Source organism: Enterococcus columbae DSM 7374 = ATCC 51263, assembly GCF_000406925.1.
Lineage (GTDB): Bacteria > Bacillota > Bacilli > Lactobacillales > Enterococcaceae > Enterococcus_E > Enterococcus_E columbae.
The window spans coordinates 2,501-26,945 of sequence record NZ_KE136348.1; the positions used below are offsets into that span (position 1 = coordinate 2,501).

The 24,445-nt window shown below is 35.6% G+C and carries 22 protein-coding genes and 1 tRNA gene (1 of these 23 only partly in view); 7 read left to right on the forward strand and 16 right to left on the reverse strand.

All coding sequences use genetic code 11. The features are described 5' to 3' along the window. The 8 genes from RK02_RS04990 to RK02_RS05025 form a co-directional block, all read right to left on the reverse strand. Window positions 1-1,094: the 5' portion of a HAMP domain-containing sensor histidine kinase gene (locus tag RK02_RS04990; RefSeq protein ID WP_016183152.1), read on the reverse strand. It extends 415 nt beyond the left edge of the window; 1,094 of the gene's 1,509 nt are visible here — the first part of the coding sequence; the start codon lies at window positions 1,092-1,094; its stop codon lies beyond the left edge, outside the window. Beyond that, entirely contained in the window at window positions 1,091-1,777 is a 687-nt protein-coding gene (locus RK02_RS04995; protein ID WP_016183153.1) for a response regulator transcription factor, read from the reverse strand. Before RK02_RS04995 ends, RK02_RS04990 begins: the two co-directional genes overlap by 4 nt. Before the next feature lie 141 nt (window positions 1,778-1,918). Next, window positions 1,919-3,331: an NADP-dependent phosphogluconate dehydrogenase gene (gndA, locus tag RK02_RS05000; protein WP_016183154.1), complete on the reverse strand. Its 1,413-nt coding sequence runs from the start codon at window positions 3,329-3,331 to the stop codon at window positions 1,919-1,921. A gap of 189 nt (window positions 3,332-3,520) precedes the next feature. Continuing rightward, entirely contained in the window at window positions 3,521-3,700 is a 180-nt protein-coding gene (gene rpmF / locus RK02_RS05005) for a 50S ribosomal protein L32 (protein WP_016183155.1), read from the reverse strand. 54 nt (window positions 3,701-3,754) lie between these two features. Then, window positions 3,755-4,315 carry a YceD family protein gene (locus tag RK02_RS05010; protein WP_016183156.1) on the reverse strand — a complete coding sequence of 187 codons (561 nt, stop codon included), beginning with the start codon at window positions 4,313-4,315 and terminating at the stop codon, window positions 3,755-3,757. Between the two features lie 196 nt (window positions 4,316-4,511). Further along, entirely contained in the window at window positions 4,512-6,278 is a 1,767-nt protein-coding gene (pyk, locus tag RK02_RS05015; protein ID WP_016183157.1) for a pyruvate kinase, read from the reverse strand. A 69-nt stretch (window positions 6,279-6,347) separates the two neighbouring features. Beyond that, on the reverse strand, window positions 6,348-7,310 hold the full coding sequence (gene pfkA / locus RK02_RS05020) for a 6-phosphofructokinase (protein ID WP_016183158.1): 963 nt from the start codon (window positions 7,308-7,310) through the stop codon (window positions 6,348-6,350). Between the two features lie 159 nt (window positions 7,311-7,469). After that, a complete protein-coding gene (locus RK02_RS05025) occupies window positions 7,470-10,793 on the reverse strand; it encodes a DNA polymerase III subunit alpha (RefSeq protein WP_016183159.1) in 3,324 nt (1,107 codons plus the stop codon). A gap of 134 nt (window positions 10,794-10,927) precedes the next feature. On the opposite strand from RK02_RS05025, the gene RK02_RS12105 reads away from it, so the two are divergent. Then, on the forward strand, window positions 10,928-11,104 hold the full coding sequence (locus RK02_RS12105) for a YjzD family protein (protein ID WP_016183160.1): 177 nt from the start codon (window positions 10,928-10,930) through the stop codon (window positions 11,102-11,104). A gap of 54 nt (window positions 11,105-11,158) precedes the next feature. Here the strand turns inward: RK02_RS12105 and RK02_RS05030 are convergent, their stop codons facing one another. Together RK02_RS05030 and RK02_RS05035 are read right to left on the reverse strand one after the other, a co-directional pair. After that, on the reverse strand, window positions 11,159-12,361 hold the full coding sequence (locus RK02_RS05030; protein WP_016183161.1) for a multidrug efflux MFS transporter: 1,203 nt from the start codon (window positions 12,359-12,361) through the stop codon (window positions 11,159-11,161). 182 nt (window positions 12,362-12,543) lie between these two features. After that, a complete protein-coding gene (locus RK02_RS05035; protein ID WP_016183162.1) occupies window positions 12,544-13,980 on the reverse strand; it encodes an NCS2 family permease in 1,437 nt (478 codons plus the stop codon). Window positions 13,981-14,263: 283 nt separating this feature from the next. Here RK02_RS05035 and RK02_RS05040 point away from each other — a divergent pair, with 283 nt between their 5' ends. Next, the gene (locus RK02_RS05040) at window positions 14,264-15,064 is read left to right on the forward strand and encodes a Cof-type HAD-IIB family hydrolase (protein ID WP_016183163.1); all 801 of its coding nucleotides are present in this window, start codon (window positions 14,264-14,266) and stop codon (window positions 15,062-15,064) included. Between the two features lie 41 nt (window positions 15,065-15,105). On the opposite strand, the gene RK02_RS05045 is transcribed toward RK02_RS05040, so the two are convergent. The 3 genes from RK02_RS05045 to RK02_RS05055 all read right to left on the reverse strand — a co-directional run bounded on the left by RK02_RS05045 (window position 15,106) and on the right by RK02_RS05055 (window position 16,670). Then, on the reverse strand, window positions 15,106-15,753 hold the full coding sequence (locus tag RK02_RS05045; RefSeq protein WP_016183164.1) for a deoxynucleoside kinase: 648 nt from the start codon (window positions 15,751-15,753) through the stop codon (window positions 15,106-15,108). Window positions 15,754-15,905: 152 nt separating this feature from the next. Continuing rightward, window positions 15,906-15,992 (reverse strand) — tRNA-Ser (locus RK02_RS05050). A 111-nt stretch (window positions 15,993-16,103) separates the two neighbouring features. Beyond that, entirely contained in the window at window positions 16,104-16,670 is a 567-nt protein-coding gene (locus RK02_RS05055) for a TetR/AcrR family transcriptional regulator (RefSeq protein ID WP_016183165.1), read from the reverse strand. Window positions 16,671-16,903: 233 nt separating this feature from the next. On the opposite strand from RK02_RS05055, the gene RK02_RS05060 reads away from it, so the two are divergent. The 4 genes from RK02_RS05060 (at window position 16,904) to RK02_RS12335 (ending at window position 19,150) form a co-directional block, all read left to right on the forward strand. Beyond that, window positions 16,904-17,692 carry a threonine/serine exporter family protein gene (locus RK02_RS05060; protein WP_016183166.1) on the forward strand — a complete coding sequence of 263 codons (789 nt, stop codon included), beginning with the start codon at window positions 16,904-16,906 and terminating at the stop codon, window positions 17,690-17,692. A 1-nt stretch (window position 17,693) separates the two neighbouring features. Then, complete coding sequence (locus tag RK02_RS05065) at window positions 17,694-18,149, forward strand: threonine/serine exporter family protein (RefSeq protein WP_016183167.1); 456 nt, start codon at window positions 17,694-17,696, stop codon at window positions 18,147-18,149. An 87-nt stretch (window positions 18,150-18,236) separates the two neighbouring features. Then, the gene (locus RK02_RS05070; protein WP_016183168.1) at window positions 18,237-18,833 is read left to right on the forward strand and encodes a TVP38/TMEM64 family protein; all 597 of its coding nucleotides are present in this window, start codon (window positions 18,237-18,239) and stop codon (window positions 18,831-18,833) included. A 170-nt stretch (window positions 18,834-19,003) separates the two neighbouring features. Further along, a complete protein-coding gene (locus RK02_RS12335; protein ID WP_016183169.1) occupies window positions 19,004-19,150 on the forward strand; it encodes a hypothetical protein in 147 nt (48 codons plus the stop codon). Between the two features lie 209 nt (window positions 19,151-19,359). Here the strand turns inward: RK02_RS12335 and RK02_RS05075 are convergent, their stop codons facing one another. Together RK02_RS05075 and gdhA are read right to left on the reverse strand one after the other, a co-directional pair. Further along, window positions 19,360-20,706 carry a glucose-6-phosphate isomerase gene (locus RK02_RS05075; protein ID WP_016183170.1) on the reverse strand — a complete coding sequence of 449 codons (1,347 nt, stop codon included), beginning with the start codon at window positions 20,704-20,706 and terminating at the stop codon, window positions 19,360-19,362. A gap of 238 nt (window positions 20,707-20,944) precedes the next feature. Continuing rightward, window positions 20,945-22,294, reverse strand: a complete 1,350-nt coding sequence (gene gdhA, locus RK02_RS05080) for an NADP-specific glutamate dehydrogenase (RefSeq protein WP_016183171.1) — start codon at window positions 22,292-22,294, stop codon at window positions 20,945-20,947. Between the two features lie 258 nt (window positions 22,295-22,552). Between gdhA and RK02_RS05085 the strand changes: the two genes are divergently transcribed. After that, entirely contained in the window at window positions 22,553-23,824 is a 1,272-nt protein-coding gene (locus tag RK02_RS05085; protein WP_016183172.1) for a BaiN/RdsA family NAD(P)/FAD-dependent oxidoreductase, read from the forward strand. 117 nt (window positions 23,825-23,941) lie between these two features. Here the strand turns inward: RK02_RS05085 and ybaK are convergent, their stop codons facing one another. Further along, complete coding sequence (gene ybaK / locus RK02_RS05090; RefSeq protein ID WP_016183173.1) at window positions 23,942-24,439, reverse strand: Cys-tRNA(Pro) deacylase; 498 nt, start codon at window positions 24,437-24,439, stop codon at window positions 23,942-23,944. Window positions 24,440-24,445 lie beyond the last annotated feature (6 nt).

Below are 24,445 nucleotides of genomic sequence, written 5' to 3' on the forward strand. Positions count from 1 at the left end.
TATAATATTTTAAAATTATTAAATACTTGATTGACAACTTCTTTGGCGTTACAAGTTTCATTACCGTAATAGATATCTACTTGTTTGGCTCTAGATAAATCTAGCATCTCTTGTACCAAGTCTTTCATCCGTTTAATTTCTTGCATACTAGCAGTCAATGATTCTTCTAGAATTTCAGGATCATCTTTCCCCCAGCGATTTAACATACTTAAATGTCCTTCAATAATCGCTACGGGCGTTCTAAGCTCATGAGAGACGTCCTCAACAAATTGCTCTTGTTGTTCAATATAAGTGCGCATCCGATCAAGCATTTCATTAAAGATTTCAGACAAATCAGCCAATTCATCTCGTGTATCGATGACAGGCGCATGAATATCTGATTGTGGATCTTTACGAATACTGTCCATCGTATCTCGCAACATCTTTAATGGTTTCAAATAATAAGATGATAACAAGAAGGCCAAAATACTACTTAAAATTAACGAAACTAATTCAACGGCAATTAAGATCATCAATAGATTTCGCTTAATTTCATAAAAGGAGGTTAAAGCATAAAACGTTTGAACATAACCGATTTTTTCTCTTGTTTGCTTCGATATAACCGGTTGTATACTTAAAAGACCTGTTTTGCCATTAATTGTCGTCAAGCGACTATTGGTTGGCTCTACTGATTGCAAGGATAGGCTAGCCGCTTTTGTTCTAAAGACCAAATGATAGTCAGGATTATAGACATAAAGGCGAAAATTCGTTTGTCCTAACTCAGCGATAAATGGATCAATTGACATCAAATTTCCACTAATCGTCGAAGTCCGATCATACAAACGTGATTGTGTATTCGAGCTATTCGTTAAGTTGCGATAAACGCTGACTAGGGTTAAATTTTCATCTAAGTTAGCCAATCGAGAGACAATTTGATAAGTGGTCTCCTCACTTTGTTTACGTTCCTTTTCAACCAGTAAATTAACGGCTGCTTTATAAGTCGTCACCGCAAAGACCGTAAAGATGACAAATATAAAGAAAGAGCTTGCTAAGGCCCACTTAATTGTTAAAGAAGGCCCTTTTAGCTCTTGCTGTTGTTTCTTTTTTAAAATCATGAACGCATCACATAGCCTGTTCCACGTACTGTTTGGATATAGCTATCCTCACCTGGAATATCAATCTTATTACGTAGGTAACGAATATAAACATCCACTACATTAGTCTCAACTTCGGTTTCATAGCCCCAAACCTTGTTTAATAAAACATCACGAGCTAAGACAGCATTTACACTTTCCATTAGAGTGAGTAGCAATTCATATTCACGCTTCGTTAATTCAATAATTTCATTACCTCGACGCACCACGCGATTTTCCTTTTCGATAGTTAAGTCGCGATAAGTTAACGTGGTTTGTTTAGCTGCATTTTTATCTCCCTCAATGTCAATGCGACGAAGCAATGCACGTAATCGAGCTAACAATTCTTCAATCGCAAAAGGTTTAACAATATAGTCATCCGCCCCATGATCTAAGCCAGAAACTCGGTCAATAACCGAATCACGTGCAGTCATCATGATGATAGGGGTATTTTTACTTTGACGAATTCTCCGGCAAACTTCTAAACCGTTTAATTCTGGTAACATCAAATCAAGCAAAATCGCATCCCAATCTTTATTTAAGGCAGCATCTAAGCCCGTACGGCCATTGTAGTGAACTTCTGTCGTATAGCCCTCATGCTTCAGTTCTAATTCAACAAAACGAGCTAAGTTCTTCTCATCCTCAATAATTAAAATATTACTCATCTATTTTCAATTACTCTCCTTTAATTTATATTTAGTTATCAAAGCAATTCTATCATGGAAAACCAAGAAAAAAAAGAAAATGAAGAAAATTATTGAATAAATTCCTTCATTTTCTTTTAGTATATTTTAATTTAGCTTCAATTATTCATACCATGAATAGTGATAAATACCTTCACGATCGGTACGTTGGTAAGTATGTGCACCAAAATAATCACGTTGCGCTTGAATAAGGTTAGCTGGTAAGCGTTTTGCACGATAAGAATCAAAGTAAGCAATCGCAGATGAGAAGGTTGGAACAGGCACGCCTGCTTGCACCGCTAAAGCGACTACATCACGAACTGCTTGTTGGTATTTTACCGTAATATCAAAGAAGTAGTCATCTAATAATAGATTTTCCAAATCGGCATTTTTTTCATAGGCATCCGTAATTTTTTGTAAGAATTGTGCACGAATGATACAGCCGGCACGCCAAATTTTTGCAATTTCGCCAAATGGCAATTCCCAATTGTATTCTTTTGATGCTTGACGTAATTGAGCAAATCCTTGTGCATAGCTCATGATTTTGCTAAAGTATAAGGCTTGACGTATTTTTTCAACAAATACTTGCTTATCCCCATCAAAAGTAAAGTTCGTTTGTGGGAATTTTTTACTTGCATTGACACGTTCTTCTTTGTAAGTAGAAATAAAACGAGCAAAAACTGATTCAGTAATCAATGGAAGGGGCACACCTAAATCTAGAGCACTTTGACTGGTCCATTTACCAGTTCCTTTATTTCCTGCAGCGTCCAAGATAACATCAACAATTGGTTGACCCGTACCTAAGTCATCTTTACGAGTGAAAATATCCGCGGTAATTTCCATTAAGAAACTATCTAGCTCGCCTTGATTCCAAGTAGCAAATGTATCAGCTAATTCTTCTGTAGATAAGCCTAAAACATTTTTTAATAAATCATAGCTTTCGGCAATTAACTGCATATCGCCGTATTCAATTCCGTTGTGTACCATTTTTACATAATGACCTGCACCATTTGGACCAATATAAGTGACACAAGGAGCACCATCTTCAGCTTTAGCTGAGATTTCTTCTAAAACCGGAGCAATTAACTCATAAGCTTCCTTTTGTCCACCAGGCATAATAGATGGTCCTTTAAGCGCGCCTTCTTCCCCACCAGATACCCCAGTACCGATGAAGTTAATTCCTGAATTCGCTAACTCTTCATTGCGACGGATTGTATCTTTAAAGAAGGTGTTCCCACCATCCACTAAAATATCCCCTTGATCTAAATGTGGTAATAATGCTTGAATAGTCGCATCTGTTCCCTTACCAGCTTGCACCATCATGATAATTCGACGTGGTTTTTCAAGTGAAGCAACAAATTCTTCAATACTGTAAGTAGGTTTGAAATTTTTTTCAGGGTGTTCTTTAACTACATCTTCTGTTTTAGAGGCTGTACGATTGTATAGTGCAACTGAGTATCCACGGCTTTCAATATTTAAAGCTAGGTTTTTACCCATTACAGCCATTCCAACAACACCAATTTGTTGTTTTGTCATATTCATTCCTCCTCGTAAAGTCATAGACTAAACTTAATCTCTATTATTATAGCTCAAAATACTTACGAAAGAAAGTAAGAAATATTTATGAAAATTTCCTTTACTAATCGTTTTATTAAAGGACTAAGCAAAAAAAATAAACCCTAGGCTCCATGGTTAGCCTAAGGGTTTATCAAGCATTCAGTTGAATTATGCTTCTTTTGAAACTACGTCTTTACCGTCGTAGTGTCCACAATTTGCACATACGTGGTGGCTCTTCTTCATTTCACCACAGTTTGGGCATTCGTTTAAGCCGTTAATCGTTAATTTGTAATGAGTACGGCGTTTTGCTTTTTTAGCTTTAGAAGTTCTTCTAGCTGGTACTGCCATTTGCTACACCTCCTTATAAACATTACAGTAAAAATACTGTTTTATATTCCAATCTTACTTATCAGCAGAAGAATCTTCATTCTCTAATAGTGCTGATAATTTCGCAAGACGAGGATCAAATTGATTTTTTTGGTCAGATTCTTTTTGCTTTTGATAGGCCTCTTCAGAAAGCACTACCCAATCATTCCCTGATGGAAAGGTATCACTTTCATCTTCAGCAAACACCTGCATAGGAATCGCCAATAAAATGTTGTCAATAACTGATTCCTCTAGATTCAACGTTTGCGTTTCTAGCAGGAGAATCTCCTCTTCAGGAATCAAATTATCTCGTTTTGCAAATTGCTCAGGTGTCATAAAAATCTCATCAACATCAAAACTAAGTGGTAAACAAACCGGCTCTAAAGATCGTGTTGAAGGAACGGTAATCATCGTTTCAACATGATAATGAGTTAAGTAATCATTCGCTTCTACACGTAAGAAGCCTTTGACTTCCACTTTCGCTACATCAATGATAGAACTATCACGATCTAACAATGCTTTCTTTAAATCAAGAACTTCTGAAAAATCAAGATTTTGTTCTTGATACTTTCTTAATTCCATTAATGACCATTTCATTTTTCTCACCTCTAAGCAACAAAAAGAATTATACAATTGGATTTTGGCTTTGTCAATGAAATTTTCTTGACACCTAAAAAATCCTAATCAAATTCCAAGATAAATGTTGTTTAAAACCATATATTTCATAAAAAAGTGGATAAACCATCTTTCGACAATTTATCCACCAAAAGTCTCTAATCTAACGAAAATTCAATTAGATAGTTGTTGTTTCTCCACGGTATACAATACCACGACGTGAGTCAACAGTTACAACTTCTCCATCTTTAATTGAAGTTGTTGCACCTTTGGCACCAACGATTACAGGTAAGTCTTTAGCAATACCTACAACTGCAGCATGTGAAGTTAAACCACCGTCTTCAACAACTAAAGCAGCAGCTTTTTCAATTGCTGGCATGAATTCTTTATCAGTTGTAGGAACAACTAATACCATACCATCTTTTGCATTAGCAATTGCTTCTTCAGCAGTTTTAGCAACAACTGCATTGGCAACAACTGAACGGCTACCTACGCCTTGTCCTTCAACTAATTTTGAACCAATTAATTGGATCTTCATCACGTTTGTAGTTCCGCGTTCACCAACTGGTACACCAGCAGTAATTAAGATTAAGTCGCCTTCTTTAGCAAAGCCTAATTCTACAGCTTTCTTAGTAGCTAATTCAAACATTTCATCAGTTGTTGTTGGTTTTTCAGTAACTGTTGGATAAACACCCCAGTTTAACATTAAACCACGTTTTGTACGTTCGTCAAAAGTTACAGCTAAAATGTCAGCATCAGGACGATATTTAGAAATCATTTTAGCAGTATGACCTGATTCAGTTGCAGCAACGATTGTTTTAACACCTAAGTTTTTAGCTGCTGTAGCTACAGCCATACCAATTGTTTCTGTAACGTCAGTTTTATCGAAATGATCAATTTTATAAGTGCCCACTTTAGCAAGTTGTTTTTCAGCTTCCATATCGATACGAGCCATTGTTGAAACTGCTTCAACTGGATATTGACCATTTGCAGACTCACCAGATAACATAGTTGCATCTGTACCATCAAATACTGCGTTAGCAACGTCAGAAGCTTCCGCACGTGTTGGACGTGGGTTGTGTTGCATTGATTCTAACATTTGTGTTGCAGTAATTACTGCTTTACCAGCAGCGTTACATTTCTTGATGATTGTTTTTTGAACCATTGGTACCATTTCAGCTGGAATTTCTACACCCATGTCACCACGAGCAACCATGATACCGTCAGAAACTTTTAAGATTTCATCGATATTGTCGATACCTTCTTGAGATTCAATTTTTGAGAAGATTTGAACGTGTGTCATGTTCTTTTCTTCTAAGATTTCACGAATTTCTAAAACGTCTTGTGCTTTACGAACAAAACTTGCAGCAATAAAGTTAATATCATTATCTAGACCAAAACGAATATCAGCCGCATCTTTTTCAGTAATCCCTGGTAAGCTGATTGATACGCCAGGAGCATTAACCCCTTTACGTGAACCTAGGATACCTGCATTTTGTACTTCAGTTACTAATTCACGATTTGCTTCATCTTTTTCTAAAATCTTCATGTCGATTAAGCCATCATCAAATAATACGTGACCACCTACATGAACATCATCATATAATCCTGGGTAAGTTACAGCGATTTTTTCTTTTGAACCAACATGTTCGCCATCCATTGAGATACGAACGATGTCGCCAATGTTAAATTCGATTTTACCAGATTCAGTTCCTTGAACAGTAGTACGGATTTCAGCACCTTTTGTATCTAATAAAAGGGCTACATCTTTACCGGTTAATTTAACCGCTTCACGAACCATGTTCATACGTGATAATTGTTCTTCATGGTCACCATGTGAGAAGTTGAAACGGAAAGCATTTGCTCCTGCTTCAATTAATTTTGCGATTGTTTCGACACTATTACTAGCTGGTCCTAATGTACTAACAATTTTTGTTTTTTTCATTACTACTTGCTCCTATTCGTTTATTTTAATAGACGTACGCCTATTAATTCACAATGTAAAAAATATATATTAAACAGATAATTCTCTGTTTAATTGATATAATGATAAGTCTGGTTTATGTTTGTTGTTTTCTAAAGTATCGATGATGTCACGAGCAACGATTTGTTCATTTTCGATACCGATACATAAACCACCTTTATTTTCTTTAAGTAAGTCAACAGCATAACCACCAAACTTACTTGCTAACACACGGTCACGAGCACTTGGTGAACCACCACGAACAATGTGACCTAAAATAGATACACGAGTATGGAAGTCGCCATATTTAGCTAATTTTTCAGCAAATTCATTTCCGCCCATTACACCTTCAGCTAAAACGATTAAGCAGTGTTTTTTCCCACGATCACGACCAGCTTGGATACGTTTAGCAACATCTTCCATATCAAAATCATGTTCAGGAATGATAATGTCGTCTGCTCCACCAGCAACACCAGCCCATAATGCGATATCACCAGCGCCGCGTCCCATTACTTCGATAACAAAAGTACGAACGTGTGAAGTCGCTGTATCACGAATACGGTCTAAAGCATCTAACACGGTGTTAATAGCAGTATCAAAACCAATTGTATAATCAGTTCCTGGAATATCATTATCGATTGTTCCTGGGATACCTACTGCTGGGAAACCATGTCTAGTTAAAGCCATTGCTCCATGGTAAGAACCGTCACCACCGATAACAACTAAACCTTCAATACCGAATTTCTTTAATTGTTCGATTCCTTTTAATTGACCTTCAACAGTTGCAAATTCAGGATAACGTGCTGAGTAAAGGAAAGTACCTCCACGTTGGATTTTGTCACCTACATCAGCAACATCTAAACGACGGATATCACCAGCTACTAATCCAGCAAAACCGTAGTTAATTCCGTATACTTCCATTCCTTCATAAATTGCTTTACGCGTTACAGCACGAATCGCTGCATTCATACCAGGCGCATCGCCACCACTGGTTAAAATTCCAATGCGTTTCATTTCATTTTCACCTCATAAAAAAATTTTTTAACACAATTGCTTCGTGTTCCCTTGCTAAACTTAGCCACGAACAGTATTTTACCATTAATTAAGCAAAATGTCTTGAAATATCGTGAAAAAATTCGAAAAATGTAAAGATTATTTGAAAATGACTGTAAATTATTTCATAACCACATTATTCTCCCCTAAAAGTTGTCTAAGGCTATCATACAAGTTATTTGTCGGTTCAATCCATAATTCTCTAGCTACCTGTACCTTTTGATGGGTTATCGGATCATAAATAACAACCGGTATCTTACCTGGAGAAGATGCAAGTAGTCGTTTTAGCTTTTCAACTATCTCTTGATTGGCAAAACCTTGTGCTAAACGTAAATAGCAGGTTTTACTTGTTAAATATTGAACAATTTGTGACTCAGTAATTATTTTTTCTGCAATCAATTGTAGCTCATCATTATATTTACTTCTTTCCACCTTACCAATGACTAAAAAGCACTGATTCACAGCCAATTCCTTGCGTATTTGTCGATATAGCTGAGGGAAAATCGTTACGCTCATTTCTCCACTGCTATCATTTCCTTCTAGAAATGCCATTTTTTCCCCACGTTTGGTCGTAATTTCCTTTAAACTGGTCAAATAGTAAAAGATTTTGGCCGACTGATTCACCTGCAATTGACTAATTTCATTTACCAAGTATTGTTCATAATATTTCTCAAAACGATCTAGCGGATGACCAGAAACATATAGCCCTAAATATTGTTGCTCTAATGCTAGAATTTCTTGCTGGCTATAGGGGGTAAGCTCTTCAGCAGGCGATAATTTCATAATCGCAAGTAAGTCTAAGCTACCTGCACTAATTTTGAAATTTTGAATTTTGCCTTCTAGTTGCTCCAACAAAGCCTTACGATGCTCACCTAATTGATCAAAGCAACCACTAGCAATTAACGGAATGAGTAATTCCTCTTTGAGCCAATGACTGTTGATATGATATAAACGCACTAAAAAATTATCAAAATCTGTATATTTGCCATTTGCCATTCGCTCATGGACAATCGCTCTTAAAAAATCTCGACGCATGCCCTTTACATTAGCTAAACCTAGCCGAATTGCTTTTAATGAAATCGCTCGTGTTTCACTAGCGCTTTGATTAATATCTGGAGGTAGCAGGGTTAGTTGATATTTCTTCAACTGATGCACATATTCTTTTAGCTTTTCTGTATTATTTTGAACGGTATTTAGTAAAGCAGTGAAGAAGGCTGCCGGATAATGAGCTTTTAAATAAGCCATTTGATACGCAATCAATGAATACGCAAAAGAATGCGATCGGTTAAAGCCATAATCACCAAAACTTTCAATATAGCTATAAACCTTCTCTGCATTTTTTTGACTATAGCCTTTTTGTAAAGCACCTTGAATAAAAGCTCGACGCTGTGCATCTAAGCCTTGATGATCCTTTTTACTGATTGCCCGACGCAATAAATCAGCTTGCGCTAAGCTAAAACCAGCCATCTGAGCAGCAATCTGCATGACCTGCTCTTGATACACAATAATGCCGTAAGTATTCGCTAAAATCGGCTGTAAGCTCTCATCCAAATATTTAACCGCCTGCTTTCCATGCTTACGGGCGACAAATTCATCAATATGTTGCATCGGGCCTGGACGATACAGTGCATTCACCGCTGCTAAGTCCTCTAAATTTTGCGGTTGAACTTTTTTTAATACTTGCCGAATTCCATTTGATTCAAATTGAAAAACACCAGTCGTATCACCCGTTTGAAATAACCGCATCGTTACTGGATCATTTAAGGGAATTTGTTTTTGTGAGAAGCTTCTATTTTGAATATATTGAATTCCTTTTAAAGTTTCATCAATAATAGATAAATTTTTTAAGCCTAGAAAATCAAATTTTAATAAACCGATCGTCTGGATGTCATTCATTGTCAGCTGTGAAAGGAAAATCCCCTCACTTCCAGGTTGTAATGGAATTAAATCCATTAAATTTTCATCTGAAATAATGATGCCTGCCGCATGAGTAGAAACGTGGCGTGGCAATCCTTCTAAAATCAGCGCCACTTTAAAAATCAGCTGATTGCGTCTACTCTCTGAAACCATTTGTTGCAATAGCTTAGATTGCTCATAGGCTTGTTTAAGCGTAATTTTTAATACATTTGGAATGGCCTTCGACCATCGATTCGCCTCACTTTGCGACAAACCAAATACACGACTGACATCTCGTAAGACCATTTTAGCAGCTAAAGTACCAAAAGTTGCAATCTGCACAACCTGATATTGACCATATTTTTGATGAACATAGTGTAAAATCTCTTGCCTACGATTATCTGGAATATCCAAATCAATATCAGGCATGGTTTGGCGTTCAGGGTTTAAAAAGCGCTCAAAAATCAAATTGTATTTTAGAGGGTCAACATCTGTTATCCCTAGTACATAAGCAACCAACGAGCCTGCAGCCGAACCTCTGCCTGCACCGGTTACAATCTGTTGACGATGCGCATAATCCATCACATCCCAAACAATTAAGAAATAATCGGCAAAGCCCATTTGTGTGATTACTTTTAGCTCGTAAGCCAAACGCTGTTGATAGTGCTCATTATAATCAGGTACGCGTTGAACTAATTTTTCTTGACATAATTTAGACAAATAACTAGGTGCCGATTCGTTTTCCAATGGATAATGAGGCAATTTTTTCAAATGTAAAGGAATTTGTAAATCAATCTTTTCGACTAAACTAGCTAAATTCGTTAATGCTTGTGGATACGTACGCTGATAATACTCTTGATAGACTGCCACTTCCTGTAATTCATGGGCAAACGACCAAGTCACCTCTTGCATTTCATCCACCGCTAATTGCGTTCCTTTTTGTAAATGATTTAAAACTTTTAAGGCAAAAGCTTCATCTTTAGTTAAAATATTCACCTTGGAAAAAGCGAGTAGCTCGATAGCATTTGTTGCTAAATACTCTAAAAAAGTAGGCTTAATTTTTTGCTCATACATTAAGCCAAAATAAAGCGCATGATTTCCAGCCATCTCTTTTAATTCTCTCATTAGACGATTGGCTTGCTCAACCTCTATATTAAAGCCGGCAACGACTTGATTAGCCGAAGTAAAAATGAAAATCAAATGTGATAAGTCCTTAAAATCAGCCAATTGTAACTTACCGTCAATTTGATACTGGCTAGATAATCGAAGCAGGGCTTGATATCCCTGATAATTTTCAGCAATTAAGGTAATTGGTTGGGTTATACCTAAGACTTCAGAATAGTATTGAACTGTCAAACCAATAATTGGTTGAATTTGGTGTTTTAAACAGGCTTGATAAAATTCAATACTGCCTGATAATACCCCTTCATCCACTAATCCTAATGATTGATAGCCCATCTGTGCAGCTTTTTGCACATAATCGGTCACTTTAACTGTACTTTTCATCAGGGAATAAGCACTTAATGTATGAATCTGCACATAGCTCATCAGCGTTCACCTCAATTAACTATTTGTCTTTATTTTAACCTATCTTTAACGATGTTTCGAGCAAGAAATACTTTACTTTCAGAAAATTTGTGATAAACTAAATAGCAGCAATGACTTGGAAAGAAGGTATCTTCGTGCGTTATATAGTTACATTGATTTGGGCTTTTGTACTTGGCCAAGTAGTTGGTTATTTAGGTAGCGCGTTATCAGGAGGTCAATATAACTTTTTAGTAACGACAGAAATGTCTTTACTACTAGGTGTAATTGTTATCCTAATCGCTAGTGTAAGTTCACCCAAAAAAGCAAAATAGCTAGAAAAAAAATCCAAATAAAAAAACGAACGATTTTGTCGTTCGTTTTTTGTTTTATTTAACGCCATAATAAACAATTGGTTTTCTAAAATTAAATAATGACACACATAAATTAACGAAAATACAGGCAGCGGTTACCAAAAAAACCGCACGATAACCTAATCCTTGTGCTACCGTTGAGCCCACAAGTGGACCGACCACCTGACCAAAATTAGAAAACATCTGATTAAAGCTATAAATTCGACTAACCCCTTCTGGAGGCGTAATCTTACTGATTAAGGTATTTACTGAAGGCATCAATGCGCCCGTTGAAAAACCTAATAAAAATCGTAAAAGGCCTAATTGCCAAGTTGTTTGGACTATAGACATTGGAATGATACAAATTAACGAAAAGACCAAACCACCAATTAACACCTTTTGATTTCCTATCTTATCCCCTAATTTGCCTAGACTTGGCGATGAAATCATCGCTGAAACCCCCGCAATTGAAACAATCAAGCCACTTACAAATAAAATATTTCCCTTTGAAGTACTCAATTGTCTGATATACAAGGTTAGAATTGGACTAATAGAGGTAATCCCGACTTGAATGATTAATGAAGTAATAAATAAACCAAACAATAATTGAACATTATGCATTTTTGCTAACAATTCTTTCAATGATAGCATTTCTTGTTTATGTACAGGTTGAAAATCTTCTTTTACCATCGTTACAGTTAAAATCAACGTGATAAATAAAACAATCCCCGTAATGATAAAAACATTCTTCATTCCAAATAGCTGAGCTAAAATTCCACCTAAAGAGGGGCCAATCATACTTCCAGCGATTGCGCCTGTCGCTAGTGTCCCTAGTGCCCAGCCACTTTTTGCTCTAGGCGCTTGTGAAGCGATTAAAGCAGTTGCATTAGGGATATACCCTGATAGAACACCGGTTAAAAAACGCATGATTAACAGCCAATAGACATTGGGCACAAAAGCAAGTGCCCCCATGCTAAATGTCATCCCCGCAGCAGCTCGAATCATCATTAAACGACGACCTTTGCGATCAGCTAAATTACCCCAGATAGGTGCAACTAAAGCAGCGGCTAATGCTGTTACCGAAATCGCAAAACCAGCAAACAACTCTACCTGGCTCTTAGGTGTACCTAATTCTTCAATATACAGTGGAATGAATGGCATCACTAGACTAAAACTTGCACCCGTAAAAAAGCAACCAATCCATGAAATATATAGATTTCGTTTCCAATCAACTTTCAAATTTATTCCTTCCTTCATTTCGACTATTAAATAATATATATTATTCATTCAAGCTTTGACAACCCTTTTGAAGGAAAAATGTAAATTATTTAGATAATTTTCAGAAAACAATACTTACATACAAAAACTACACCAAAGCAATTAAGCCTTAGTGTAGCATACAAAAATCACTAATGAATCATTTAAATAATCGCTAATATTACAAAGTTTAAGATAAACAAAGCATTTACAGCCCAGATAACTGGTGAAACTTCTTTCCCTTTACCTTTAAGTGTTTTAGTCAAAGCAAACATTATGAAGCCTGCAGCGATACCATAAGAGATACTATAGCATAAGCCCATAAAAATGGAAGCAAAGAAAGTTGGAATAGCATCTTCTAATTCAGTCCAATTAATATCTTTAAATGATGCCATCATCATAACACCAACTAAAATCAACGCCGGTGCAGTTGCTTGACTTGGTACAATTGAAATTAATGGTGAGAAGAAACTACTAATCGCAAAAAGAATAGCAACAACTACCGAAGTTAAGCCTGTACGACCCCCGGCACCAATTCCTGCGGCAGACTCAACATAAGTTGTTGTATTGGATGTACCAACGATTGCCCCAATACTTGTGGCAATAGCATCCGCAAACAAAGCACGATCTAAACGAGTATTTAATCCTTTGCCATTATCTAATGATTCTTCATCTTCTTTAGAGAAAATACCTGTACGACGACCTGTACCAATAAATGTACCAATTGTATCAAAAGTATCAGATAAGCTAAATGCCAAGATTGTCATGATAACTTGTGGGATTTTATGTGACGTACTAAATAAAGATTGCATTCCTTCTGGACCAAATGCTGCACCAAAAGTAGTGCCTAATGCTTTAAATGAATTAGTTAATGAATTCGCATGCCAATCAATTGCACCTAAATCAACAACACCCATTAAAATACCAATAACTGTTGTACCAATAATCCCTAAAATAATTGCACCACGAACATTTAATACAACCAAAATAGTCATTAAAAATAAACCAATTAAGGCTAAAATAACCGGTGCATTATTAAAATTAGCTAAACCTGGTACCACACCACCATTCATCGCCACACTTACGGCTTTTCCTTTTTCAACAACCGCATTGGTAATTGTTGCACCATCAGCTGAGAAATGAAGTAAGTTGGCATTTTTAATTCCTACATAAGCCACAAAAATACCAATTCCTCCACTGATTGCATGTTGCATACTTTCAGGAATTGCATGAATAATCATTTTACGAATACGTGTAACAGTAATAAAAATATTAATGAGACCACAAATAAAAACCATCGCTAAAGCTTGTTGCCATGAATAACCCAATCCAAAAACGACAGTAAAGGTAAAGAAAGCATTCAATCCCATCCCTGGTGCTTGCGCATAAGGAACATTGGCAAACAATCCCATGACTAAAGTTCCAATAACCGAAGCAATGATTGTTGCTAGAAATACTGCTTGAAACGGCATGCCAGATTGCGATAAAATACTAGGATTAACGAACAATATATAGCTCATCGCAAAAAATGTTGTTAAACCAGCTAAAACTTCAGTTGATACAGAAGTTTTATTTTCTTTCAATTTGAAAAAACGTTCCATTTTCTAATTTCACTCCTAAATAATATGTATAATGTTAGATAAAAATACCATAAATGTACGTATTTATCATAACCACATTCCGAGTATAGAAAATACACTAGCGATTTTCAATCTTTTTTTTACATCAGATGACGAATTTTTTTCGAATGTTCGTGTTTAATAGTTAGAAAACGTTAACTTGAAGATATTTTAAGTTTTTTCACGGATTATCACTTATATCTTGTTTAATTCTAAAGATATGATACACTAATGAGAAAGCATTTTGATTGAAAGGAGATTTTTAATGGAAAGAAAATTGATTGCTATCGATTTAGATGGAACCACGCTAAATAACCAAGCGCTAATCACTCCCTTAACAGAGCAGATTTTAAAACAAGCGCAAAAAAACGGTCATGTTGTCAGTATTGCTACTGGTCGCCCGTTTCGGATGAGCCGCCAATTTTATCAACAGTTGGCATTAAATAGTGCGATGGTTAATTTCAATGGTTCGCTGGTGCATAAACCATTTCAGCACTGGGATAAAGAAAAAGAACATTTTATCAATCGTGAAATCGCCTTTGAATTAGTCAAACATAAGGAAGAATTAGGAATTGAATTTGTCGCAGCCGAAAATCGCCGCTCATTCTTTGTTAGTCAATTGGAGGGAATTGATCCTAGCTTTTTTGGTTCGACCCAAATCACCAATGACCATTTGTTACAACGATTGCAAAACAATCCGACCTCTTTATTGATTAAAACTAAGCCTGAAACCTTACAAAACGTCGCCGCTACCTTACATGAGCGTTATCTTGAGGTAGACACTAAAACTTGGGGCGGACCACACAATATGCTAGAAATGACACCAAAAGGGGTAGACAAGGCAACTGGTTTAGCAATCATTGCCAACGATTTAGGCATTAAACGCGAAAACATTATCGCATTTGGTGATGAATATAACGATGTAGAAATGCTAGAATATGCGGGACATGGTGTTGCAATGTTAAATGGCTCTGATAAAGCAAAAAAAGTTGCAAATGACATCACTACGCTAACTAATGATCAAGATGGACTAGCGCACTATTTACAAAAATATCTTAAACTATAAAAGTTTCCTTAAGCCTAGCTCAAGGAAACTTTTTTCTAATCTTATTCAGCTAAAGATTCACGAATAATTTGCATTACCTTTTGGCGATCTTCTGCGATTTCTATATCATATTCAGTAATTGGAATGGCAATTTTTTTACTTTTATCATAAGCATCATACCATTCATCATAACGACTATGTAAATGCTTATAATAAGCTAATAATTCATCATCTTCATTTTCAACCTGTTCATATTCACGTCCACGTTTTTTAATTCTTTCTAAATGAATAGAAAGCGGACCTTGTAAATAGACCAATAAATCTGGTGCTTTTTTAGGCATACCTGCTAATTCTTCCATCATATTGTCTAATAAAGAAAGATACGTGTCCATCTCTGCTTCACTCATATTCCCACTTTCATAATTGATTTTAGTGAACAAAGCATCTTCATAAATGGAACGATCTAAAACATTATGCTGATGTTTTAACGCTTGCTTGATACTTTGAAAACGAGTATTTAAAAAATGAATCTGTAAAGCAAAGGCCCAACGTTTAGGATCCTTATAAAACATCTCTAAAATTCGATTATCCTCAACACTTTCATAAAAAGGCTGGCTACCTAATTCTTCTGATATCATCTGTGTGTATTTGGTTTTACCAGCACCAATCATTCCGGCTAAAACTATCACTGCTTTTTTATCTCCTTTCATCAACTAAAGCTCCTTAATCTATTCAAAAAAGTCTATTAACTACTAAATCTAGCGCACAAAAAGTATCATAACACAATATGTAGTAGTGAACAAGTAAATTTCCAATAAAAAAAGCCCAGTCAAGTCACTGCGCTAAACTCATCTTTTTATAAAGGAGAGTACGGGATTTGAACCCGTGCACCGAAAAAATCGGCTCGCTGGATTTCGAGTCCAGTGCATTACCACTCTGCCAACTCTCCAAACACCTCTTTATTTTTACCTTTTTTGCTTCAAATGTCAATAAAAAAACTAAAAATAGGTAGGAAAACAATCAAAAACCGATATGTCCCTACCTATGAGTGATTAAATAATTAAAAATTCAATTCTAACTTTTGCCCTTGCGCAATATCACCTAAAATCTTCGTAATCATTTTGATGATTTCATCATGACTTAAAGTAATAATCCCTGACATTTGTAATGAAATTAAGCCACTAATTAAAATGAGCGTTTCAAGGTGATGCATCTTAAATTCTTGTTCACTTAAATGTTTGAAGCGTTCATCCTTAAAAGCATATTCGTGATAAAATTCTTCAGATAAACCAAATAAATATTTACCCCCACCATTTGGATCTACCCAACATGCTTTATATAAAATCGGTTTTTTCAAAGCCCATTCTACAAAATGAGTTGGGGCATCAATTAAGACATCACCAGTAAAAGGTTTAGTTAGACTGTTTTTAACCAAATCTGCCCACACCTTATCCAACACATGATGCTTCAAATCGTCCATATTTTTAAACTGTAAATAAATCGGTTGTGTCGAAATCCCTAATTCCCGTGCAACATTTCTTGCCGTAAACTTATCAAAGCCTTCTCGTGCAATGATATTGTAGCCTGCCCTAATAATCTGTTCTTTTGTATAAATCTTGTATCTCATAATATTCTCCCCCCAGATACTTATTTACAATTCTATTTTACACAAAAAATTAGAATTTAGCAAAGATAAAATACAAAAAAATGTTATCATATATTTTAAAATAAGTTATCATAGTAAACGGATGTCTTCTACTTTAAATCATTAATTTTCGTTATCTATTTATTTTTTGCTATATAACAATATTTTCGTTAAAATAAAGAAGAAAAGTTAGTCTAAAAAGGAGGTAAACAAATTTGAAAAAATTACAACAACCCCAAAATTATTTAAATGATCCCAAGGCCAAACTATTAAAAACTTCCCTCTTAGCCGGGAAAATAATGATGGCAAACGGTTCTGAAGCTTATCGTGTAGAAGATACAATGAAACGAATTGTCATCAATGGTGGAGAAGAGAATTGTAGTTGTTACGTAACTGCGACTGGTATCTTTGTCGGTTTAGAAAATCAACAAAGAGTGATGATAGATAATGTCGATCAACGAGTGATTAATTTGGAAAAAGTCGTTGCAGTCAATGAATTATCGAGACAATTCGCTGAGAAAAAAATTACCTTAGATGTTCTATATAAAAAACTAATCCGAATCGATCAACGGGTCCCCACTTTTCCACTTTGGCTAGAAATTATTGCTGCCGGCATCATTAGTGCAGGCGCAATGTACTTATTTGGGGGTGTTTTAGCTGATTTGTTGATAACTTTTATCATCGGTTGTATTGGTTTTAGCATCAGCGTTCTTTGCAAACAGTGGATTAATTTAAATTACTTTGATTTATTCATCTCCTCTTTTGTCATAGGTTTTTTAAGTATTTGTGCAGTGAAATATCATTTAGCAACAAAGATTGATCCCATTATTATTGGTTCAATTATGCCCTTTGTACCAGGTGTAGCCATCACCAATTCCTTTCGTGATATTTTGGCAGGGCATTTAATTAGTGGCCTTGCTAGAGGAACGGAAGCATTAATTGTCGCTGCAACGATTAGTGCTGGTATTGCCAGTGTCTTCAATTTGATTGGAGGTTGGTTATAAAATGGAATGGATGATTCAGATTTTATTCAGTTTTTTTAGTACGATTGGTTTTGGTATCTTAACCAACATTCCAAGAAAAGCCTTGCCTGCCGCCGGATTTACCGGTACTTGTGGTTGGTTAATTTTTTGGCAACTCAAGCTACATCAAATCGGTTTAGGCGGTGCCAACTTTTGGGCTGCCTTCATCATTGGCTGCCTAAGTATCTTTTTTTCACGAAAGATGAAAATGCCGGTGATTATTTTTCACATCCCAAGTTTGTTTCTCTTAGTCCCGGGTGGCCCTGCTTATCTAGCCATTCGAGAATTTGTGCTTGGCGATACAAAGCAAGCCTTCTATCAACTATCTGTTGTACTAGTTACCGCCGCTGCGATTGCCGGAGCCTTTTTAATGAGTAACCTAGTTGAAAGAATCGTTCTGAAATTTACCTTGCAAAGAAGAGCAAGAAAAAAATTATAAATTCCTAAAATCAGTCCTAAGTTCTATTCTCAAACAAAGTAAAAAGCACTATAATATACATAGACTATCGGCAAAGGAGATGACCTGATGAACGCTGAAACATCCCGTAAAATCGTAAGCTTTATCTCGTTATGCGGCTTGATCGCAACGATTATTTTAACTATCTATTTCTATAAATTGGGACTATTTAAGGATATCCATTCCTTACGATTATATATTGAAAATGCAGCTATTTTCGGTCCATTCATCTTTGTCCTGTTACAAATTATTCAAGTAGTCATCCCCATTATTCCGGGTGGTATTTCAACTGCCGCTGGGGTAATCATCTTTGGTCCGTTTTGGGGATTTGTATATAATTATGTAGGAATCTGTATCGGTTCAGTAATTGCCTTTTTACTGGCTAGAAAATATGGAAAACCATTTATCTTGAGTATGATTAGTGAAAAAACTTTTCATAAATATAGTTCCTGGTTAGAAAATCAGAAGCGCTTTGATCGATTATTTGCACTTGCAATTTTTCTACCAGTAGCTCCTGATGACGCCTTATGTATGCTAGCAGGCTTAACGGATATTTCATTAAAGAAATTCACCTGGATTATTCTTCTATGTAAACCAGCAACGATTTTAGTTTATAGCATGTCTTTGATTTATGGTGCAAACTGGTTAGCAAATTTCCTTCATTAATTTTCCCACCCTACTTGAAATTTTGGTTTCAAGTAGGGTGTTTTTTGTCTTCATGAGACTTAAACGATAGCCATTAACGAAAAGATTTGAGCAGAATGTTTGCCCAACTATATTTTTTGTGATATAATGAACAATGTAAAAGGGTTTACAAAACGAAAGGAGGAATTTTGATGACTTATCAAAAAACAGGTTTTACTTACCGTGTCGCTTTTGATACAAAGGAAAACTTATTCATCGCCTATAATGCAAACAACGAAGACCAATTTGCTTATGGCATTACTATTGAAGAAGCTGTTGCTGCCTTAATCCGTAATTAACCAATCATTCCAAGAAAGGAAAACCTTGATTATTTATGTCTACCCAACAGAAAATAAATTCGCTTTAAAAACCTCTTTAGTAATCGAACTAAAGAGGTTTTTATGTTACTTAAATGAAACCCAGTAAAAAAATCATTTTTTCGCATGCATCCCGTTTTCGCACAACGCAAAAAAGCCCTGGCGCATTTGCGCCAAGGCTAATCATTCTTTTATAGACGATTGTTTAATTCTTTTGCTAATTCTTCAAAACCAGGTTTACCTAATAAAGCAAACATGTTTTTCTTGTAAGCTTCAACACCTGGTTGGTCAAATGGATTGACACCATTTAAGTAACCAGACATCCCTACTGCAATTTCAAAGAAGTAAATGACATAACCTAAAGTATAAGCATCCATTGATGGTAATTTAACTAATAAGTTTGGTACATTACCATCTGTATGAGCAAGTAAAGTTCCTTCGAAAGCTTTAGTATTAACAAAGTCTACTTCCTTACCTTGTAAGTAACCTAAACCATCTAAATCATCTTCTTGAGATGGAATAACTACAGATTTACGTGGTTTTTCAACTTTCACAACAGTTTCAAAGATATTTCTTACACCATCTTGGATTGTTTGACCAACAGAGTGTAAGTCAGTTGAGAAGTTAGCACTTGAAGGGTAAATACCTTTTTGATCTTTACCTTCAGATTCACCGTATAATTGTTTCCACCATTCTGAGAAGTATTGCATTCCTGGTTCATAGTTTACCAAGATTTCAATAGCTTTACCTTTACGATATAAAATATTGCGTAAAGCAGCATATTGATAAGCTTCGTTTTCTTTTAAGTTATCTGATGAATAGGCATCATGAGCATCAGCAGCACCCTGCATTAACGCATCGATATCAGCACCACTTACAGCAATTGGTAATAAACCAACAGCAGTTAATACTGTAAAGCGTCCACCAACATCATCAGGAATAACAAAAGTTTCCCAACCTTCAGCATCTGCTTCAACTTTTACTGCACCGCGAGCACGGTCAGTAGTTGCGTAGATACGTTTGTTAGCTTCTTCTCTACCATATTTTTTAATTAATAATTCTTTAAACACACGGAACGCAATTGCTGGTTCTGTTGTTGTACCAGATTTTGAAATTACGTTAACAGAGAAATCGCGATCGCCAATTAATTCAATTAAATCAGCTAAGTAAGTTGAAGAAATTGAGTTACCAGCAAAGAAAATTTGAGGTGCTTTGCGATCTTCTTTTGATAAAATATTGTAGAATGAATGATTCAAGAATTCAATTGCAGCACGAGCTCCTAAATAAGAACCACCAATACCAATTACTACTAAAACTTCAGAATCAGACTGAATTTTTTTAGCTGCAGCTTTGATACGTGCAAATTCTTCCTTATCATAATTTTTTGGTAATTCTAACCAACCAACAAAATCATTACCAGGACCTGTACCTTCTCTTAACGCTTTGTCGGCAGCGGACACTTGAGTTTGCATGTAGTCTAACTCATGTTCACTAACAAATGGAGCCACTTTTGAATAATCAAATTTAATGTGAGCCATTGTTCTCCTCCTAAATATTCGTCGTTTACAGTTTATACTTTACGTTGTTTGACAAAATTTTTCAAGTAAATTTCTAAATTTAGTGAAAAAAATATCGAAATATTACCAATGAAATTTTCTAATTAATTAAAGGAAGGCAGCCTTAATTGTTTCATTTCTAATGAATCATCTTATTGACTAAATGAAATATACACTTATTCCTTCCATTGATTAAGACCAAACAAGCAATTAACTCATATTACACCAATCCTTGACTGATCATTGCTTGAGCTACTTTGGCAAATCCAGCAATATTTGCACCTAACAATAAATTATTGGGTTGATTAAAATGTGTCGCTGTATCACGGCATGAACGATAGATGTTATGCATAATTTCATCTAATTTTTGATCTACTTCTTCTTTACTCCAAGTTAAACGTTGCGAGTTTTGGCTCATTTCTAAAGCTGAAACAGCTACTCCCCCGGCATTTGCTGCTTTACCCGGACAATAGTGAACACCATTTTCAATAAAGTAATTAGCCGCTTCTAATGTTGAAGGCATATTTGCACCTTCAGCAACAACTTTTACACCATTAGTTACTAAACGTTTGGCTTTTTCTAAATCTATTTCATTTTGAGTGGCACTTGGAAAAGCAAAATCCACTTTAAGCGAAGCATTCCAAACTGAATCATTCGCAATGTATTTCGCTGAAGGACGTTTTTCTTGATAACTAGTCAAGCGTTCCCGTTTAACTTCTTTAATTTCTTTTAGTAATGCTAAATCAATACCAGCTTCATCGATAATATAACCACTTGAATCAGAACAGGTAATAACTTTAGCCCCTAATTGTTGCAATTTTTCAATTGTATAGATAGCAACATTACCACTACCTGAAACCATGACTGTTTTACCTTTAAAGTCTTCATTTTCATCGGCTAATAAATGTTTGACGAAATACACTGCGCCATAACCAGTCGCTTCTGTTCGACCTAAACTTCCCCAAAAGATAAGTGGTTTACCAGTTAATACACCGGCATCATATTGTTTTAACCGTTTATATTGGCCAAATAGATACCCAATTTCTCTTCCACCTACGCCAATATCACCGGCAGGCACATCTGTATCTGGTCCGATATGTTTGACTAATTCTGTCATAAAACTTTGGCAAAAGCGCATGATTTCTGCATCAGATTTGCCTTTAGGATCAAAATCACTGCCACCTTTTCCCCCACCAATTGGTAAGCCAGTCAAACTATTTTTAAAAATTTGTTCAAAAGCTAAAAATTTTAAAATACTTAAATTAACACTTGGATGGAAACGTAAGCCCCCTTTATATGGACCTAAAGCCGAATTAAATTGAATACGATAGCCACGGTTGACTTGCCAGTTACCTGCATCATCTTGCCAAGGAACTCTAAATTGTACAATTCGTTCAGGCTCCGTAATTATGCCAAGTAAATTATGGGCCACATATTCGGGATGTTCTTCTAAAAAAGGCGTAATCGTCCCCATAAACTCATCAATTGCTTGTAAAAATTCTTGTTGATGACTATCCTTTTCGTGAACGGACGCTTGAATTTGTTTAACATAAGTCAATACATCTACCATTTAACCTCTACTCCTTTGTTTAATTTAGCAATAGTTACACTAAACGGATGAAAATATCAATCCTTCTGATCAATCTTTTCAGCTGTCAGTTAACTATTTTCTTTATAATCAATTAGCTCACTAGCATTTATACTAACTAAAAAGATGGCTAATAAAAATGACTAAACAAACTAACTGACTATATGCTATCATTGTAGCTGAAAATACAATTTTTTTCAGCAAAAGTCTGAATAAATATTTTTATATAGGAGAATTTAAATGAATACAAAATATGACGTAATTGTTATTGGTGGTGGCACCAGTGGTTTGATGGCTGCCATTGCCGCTAGTCAAGAAGAAGCAGATGTATTATTAATTGAAAAAAATAGAAAATTTGGTAAAAAGCTTTTAATGACTGGTGGCGGCAGATGTAATGTGACGAATTGCCAATCGATTAATCACTTAATCGAACACATTCCAGGAAACGGAAAATTTTTACATAGTACTTTTGCTCAGTGGAATAATCAAGACATTATTCAATTTTTCGAAAATGAAGGCGTAGCATTAAAAGAAGAAGATCACGGACGGATGTTTCCAATTACTGATCAATCAAAAACAATTGTTGATACGCTTGTCAATAAAATAAAAAAATTAAATGTCACTTGTTTAATGCAAACTAAAGTAGAAAAATTAATTCACGATGGCGTAAGTATCCAAGGTGTGAGATGCGATAAAGGAGAGTTTTTAGCACCAAGCGTGATTATTGCAACGGGTGGAAAAACCTATCCTTCAACCGGCGCTACCGGTGATGGATATCAGTTAGCCAAGCAAGTAAAGCATACGATTACGCCACTTTATCCAACTGAATCGCCACTAATTTCTAATGCTGCATTTATCAAAGAGCGAACATTGCAAGGTCTGTCTTTAAGAGATGTGCAACTTGCAGTTTTAGATGAAAATGAAAAGATGATTACCAAACATCAATTAGATTTATTATTCACGCACTTTGGTTTATCAGGTCCAGCTGCTCTACGCTGTTCCTCATTTATCAATCAATTATTAAAAAAACAGTCAATTGTAAATGTTTGTTTGGATTGCTTCCCAGATGATTCTAAACAAGCACTAGCTCAAAGAATCAAGCAGTTATTGAACACACAAGAGAAAAAAACAGTGAAGAATGCATTGAAAGGCCTATTGCCAGAGAGATTATTACACTTTTATCTAGAACAATTAGCTATAAGTGATTTACCGGCTCATAGCTTAACCGAGCAACAATTAACAAGTTTTTGTGAATTATGTAAAGCATGGACTATTCCAATCGAACGCACCTTTGCTCTGGAAAAATCCTTTGTAACTGGTGGGGGCATTCATTTAAAAGAAATCAATCCCAAAACCCTAGAAAGTAAAAAAATCAATGGACTATACGCTTGTGGTGAAGTACTAGATATCAACGGCTATACTGGTGGCTATAATATTACTGCAGCCTTTTGCACAGGACATGTTGCAGGTAAAAATGCTGCGATTACTGCTAGCTATTATAATTACTCATAAAATGAAACAATTCCACCAATAACTACAAAAACATACGCACTTAGCCAATTATAAAGCAAAAGTGCGTATGTTTTATTTAAAAAAACTATCATCAAGCTTTTAATTAATTCTTCTTTTTTATTCTTCCTCGTGTGCTAGCAAATCTGCAAAAGTACCACGGACTAAATTAGCCAAATCAATTGGCGATAATTCCATTTGTAGACCTCTTTTACCGGCTGAAACCATGATAGTATCAAAATTTTGTGCACTTTGATCAAAAAAAGTGGGAAAAAGTTTTTTCATACCGACAGGAGAACAGCCCCCACGAACATAACCGGTCAAAGGTTCTAGCTCCTTTAAATGCAACATCTCAACTTTTTTATTGTCGCTAATCTTAGCCAATTTTTTTAAATCTAATTCGCTGCTGCCAGGAATCACCGCTACTATAGGACCCGTTTTATTCCCCACAGCTACTAGTGTTTTGAAAATCTGATTTTCATCTTGTCCTAATTCTTTCGCCACTTGATCAGTCCCAACATGGCCTTCACTCCAGGTATATTCATGTTCAGTATAGGGAATCTTTTTTTGTTCAACTAAACGAATCGCATTCGTTTTATTTACTTTTTTCTTTGCCACCAATAT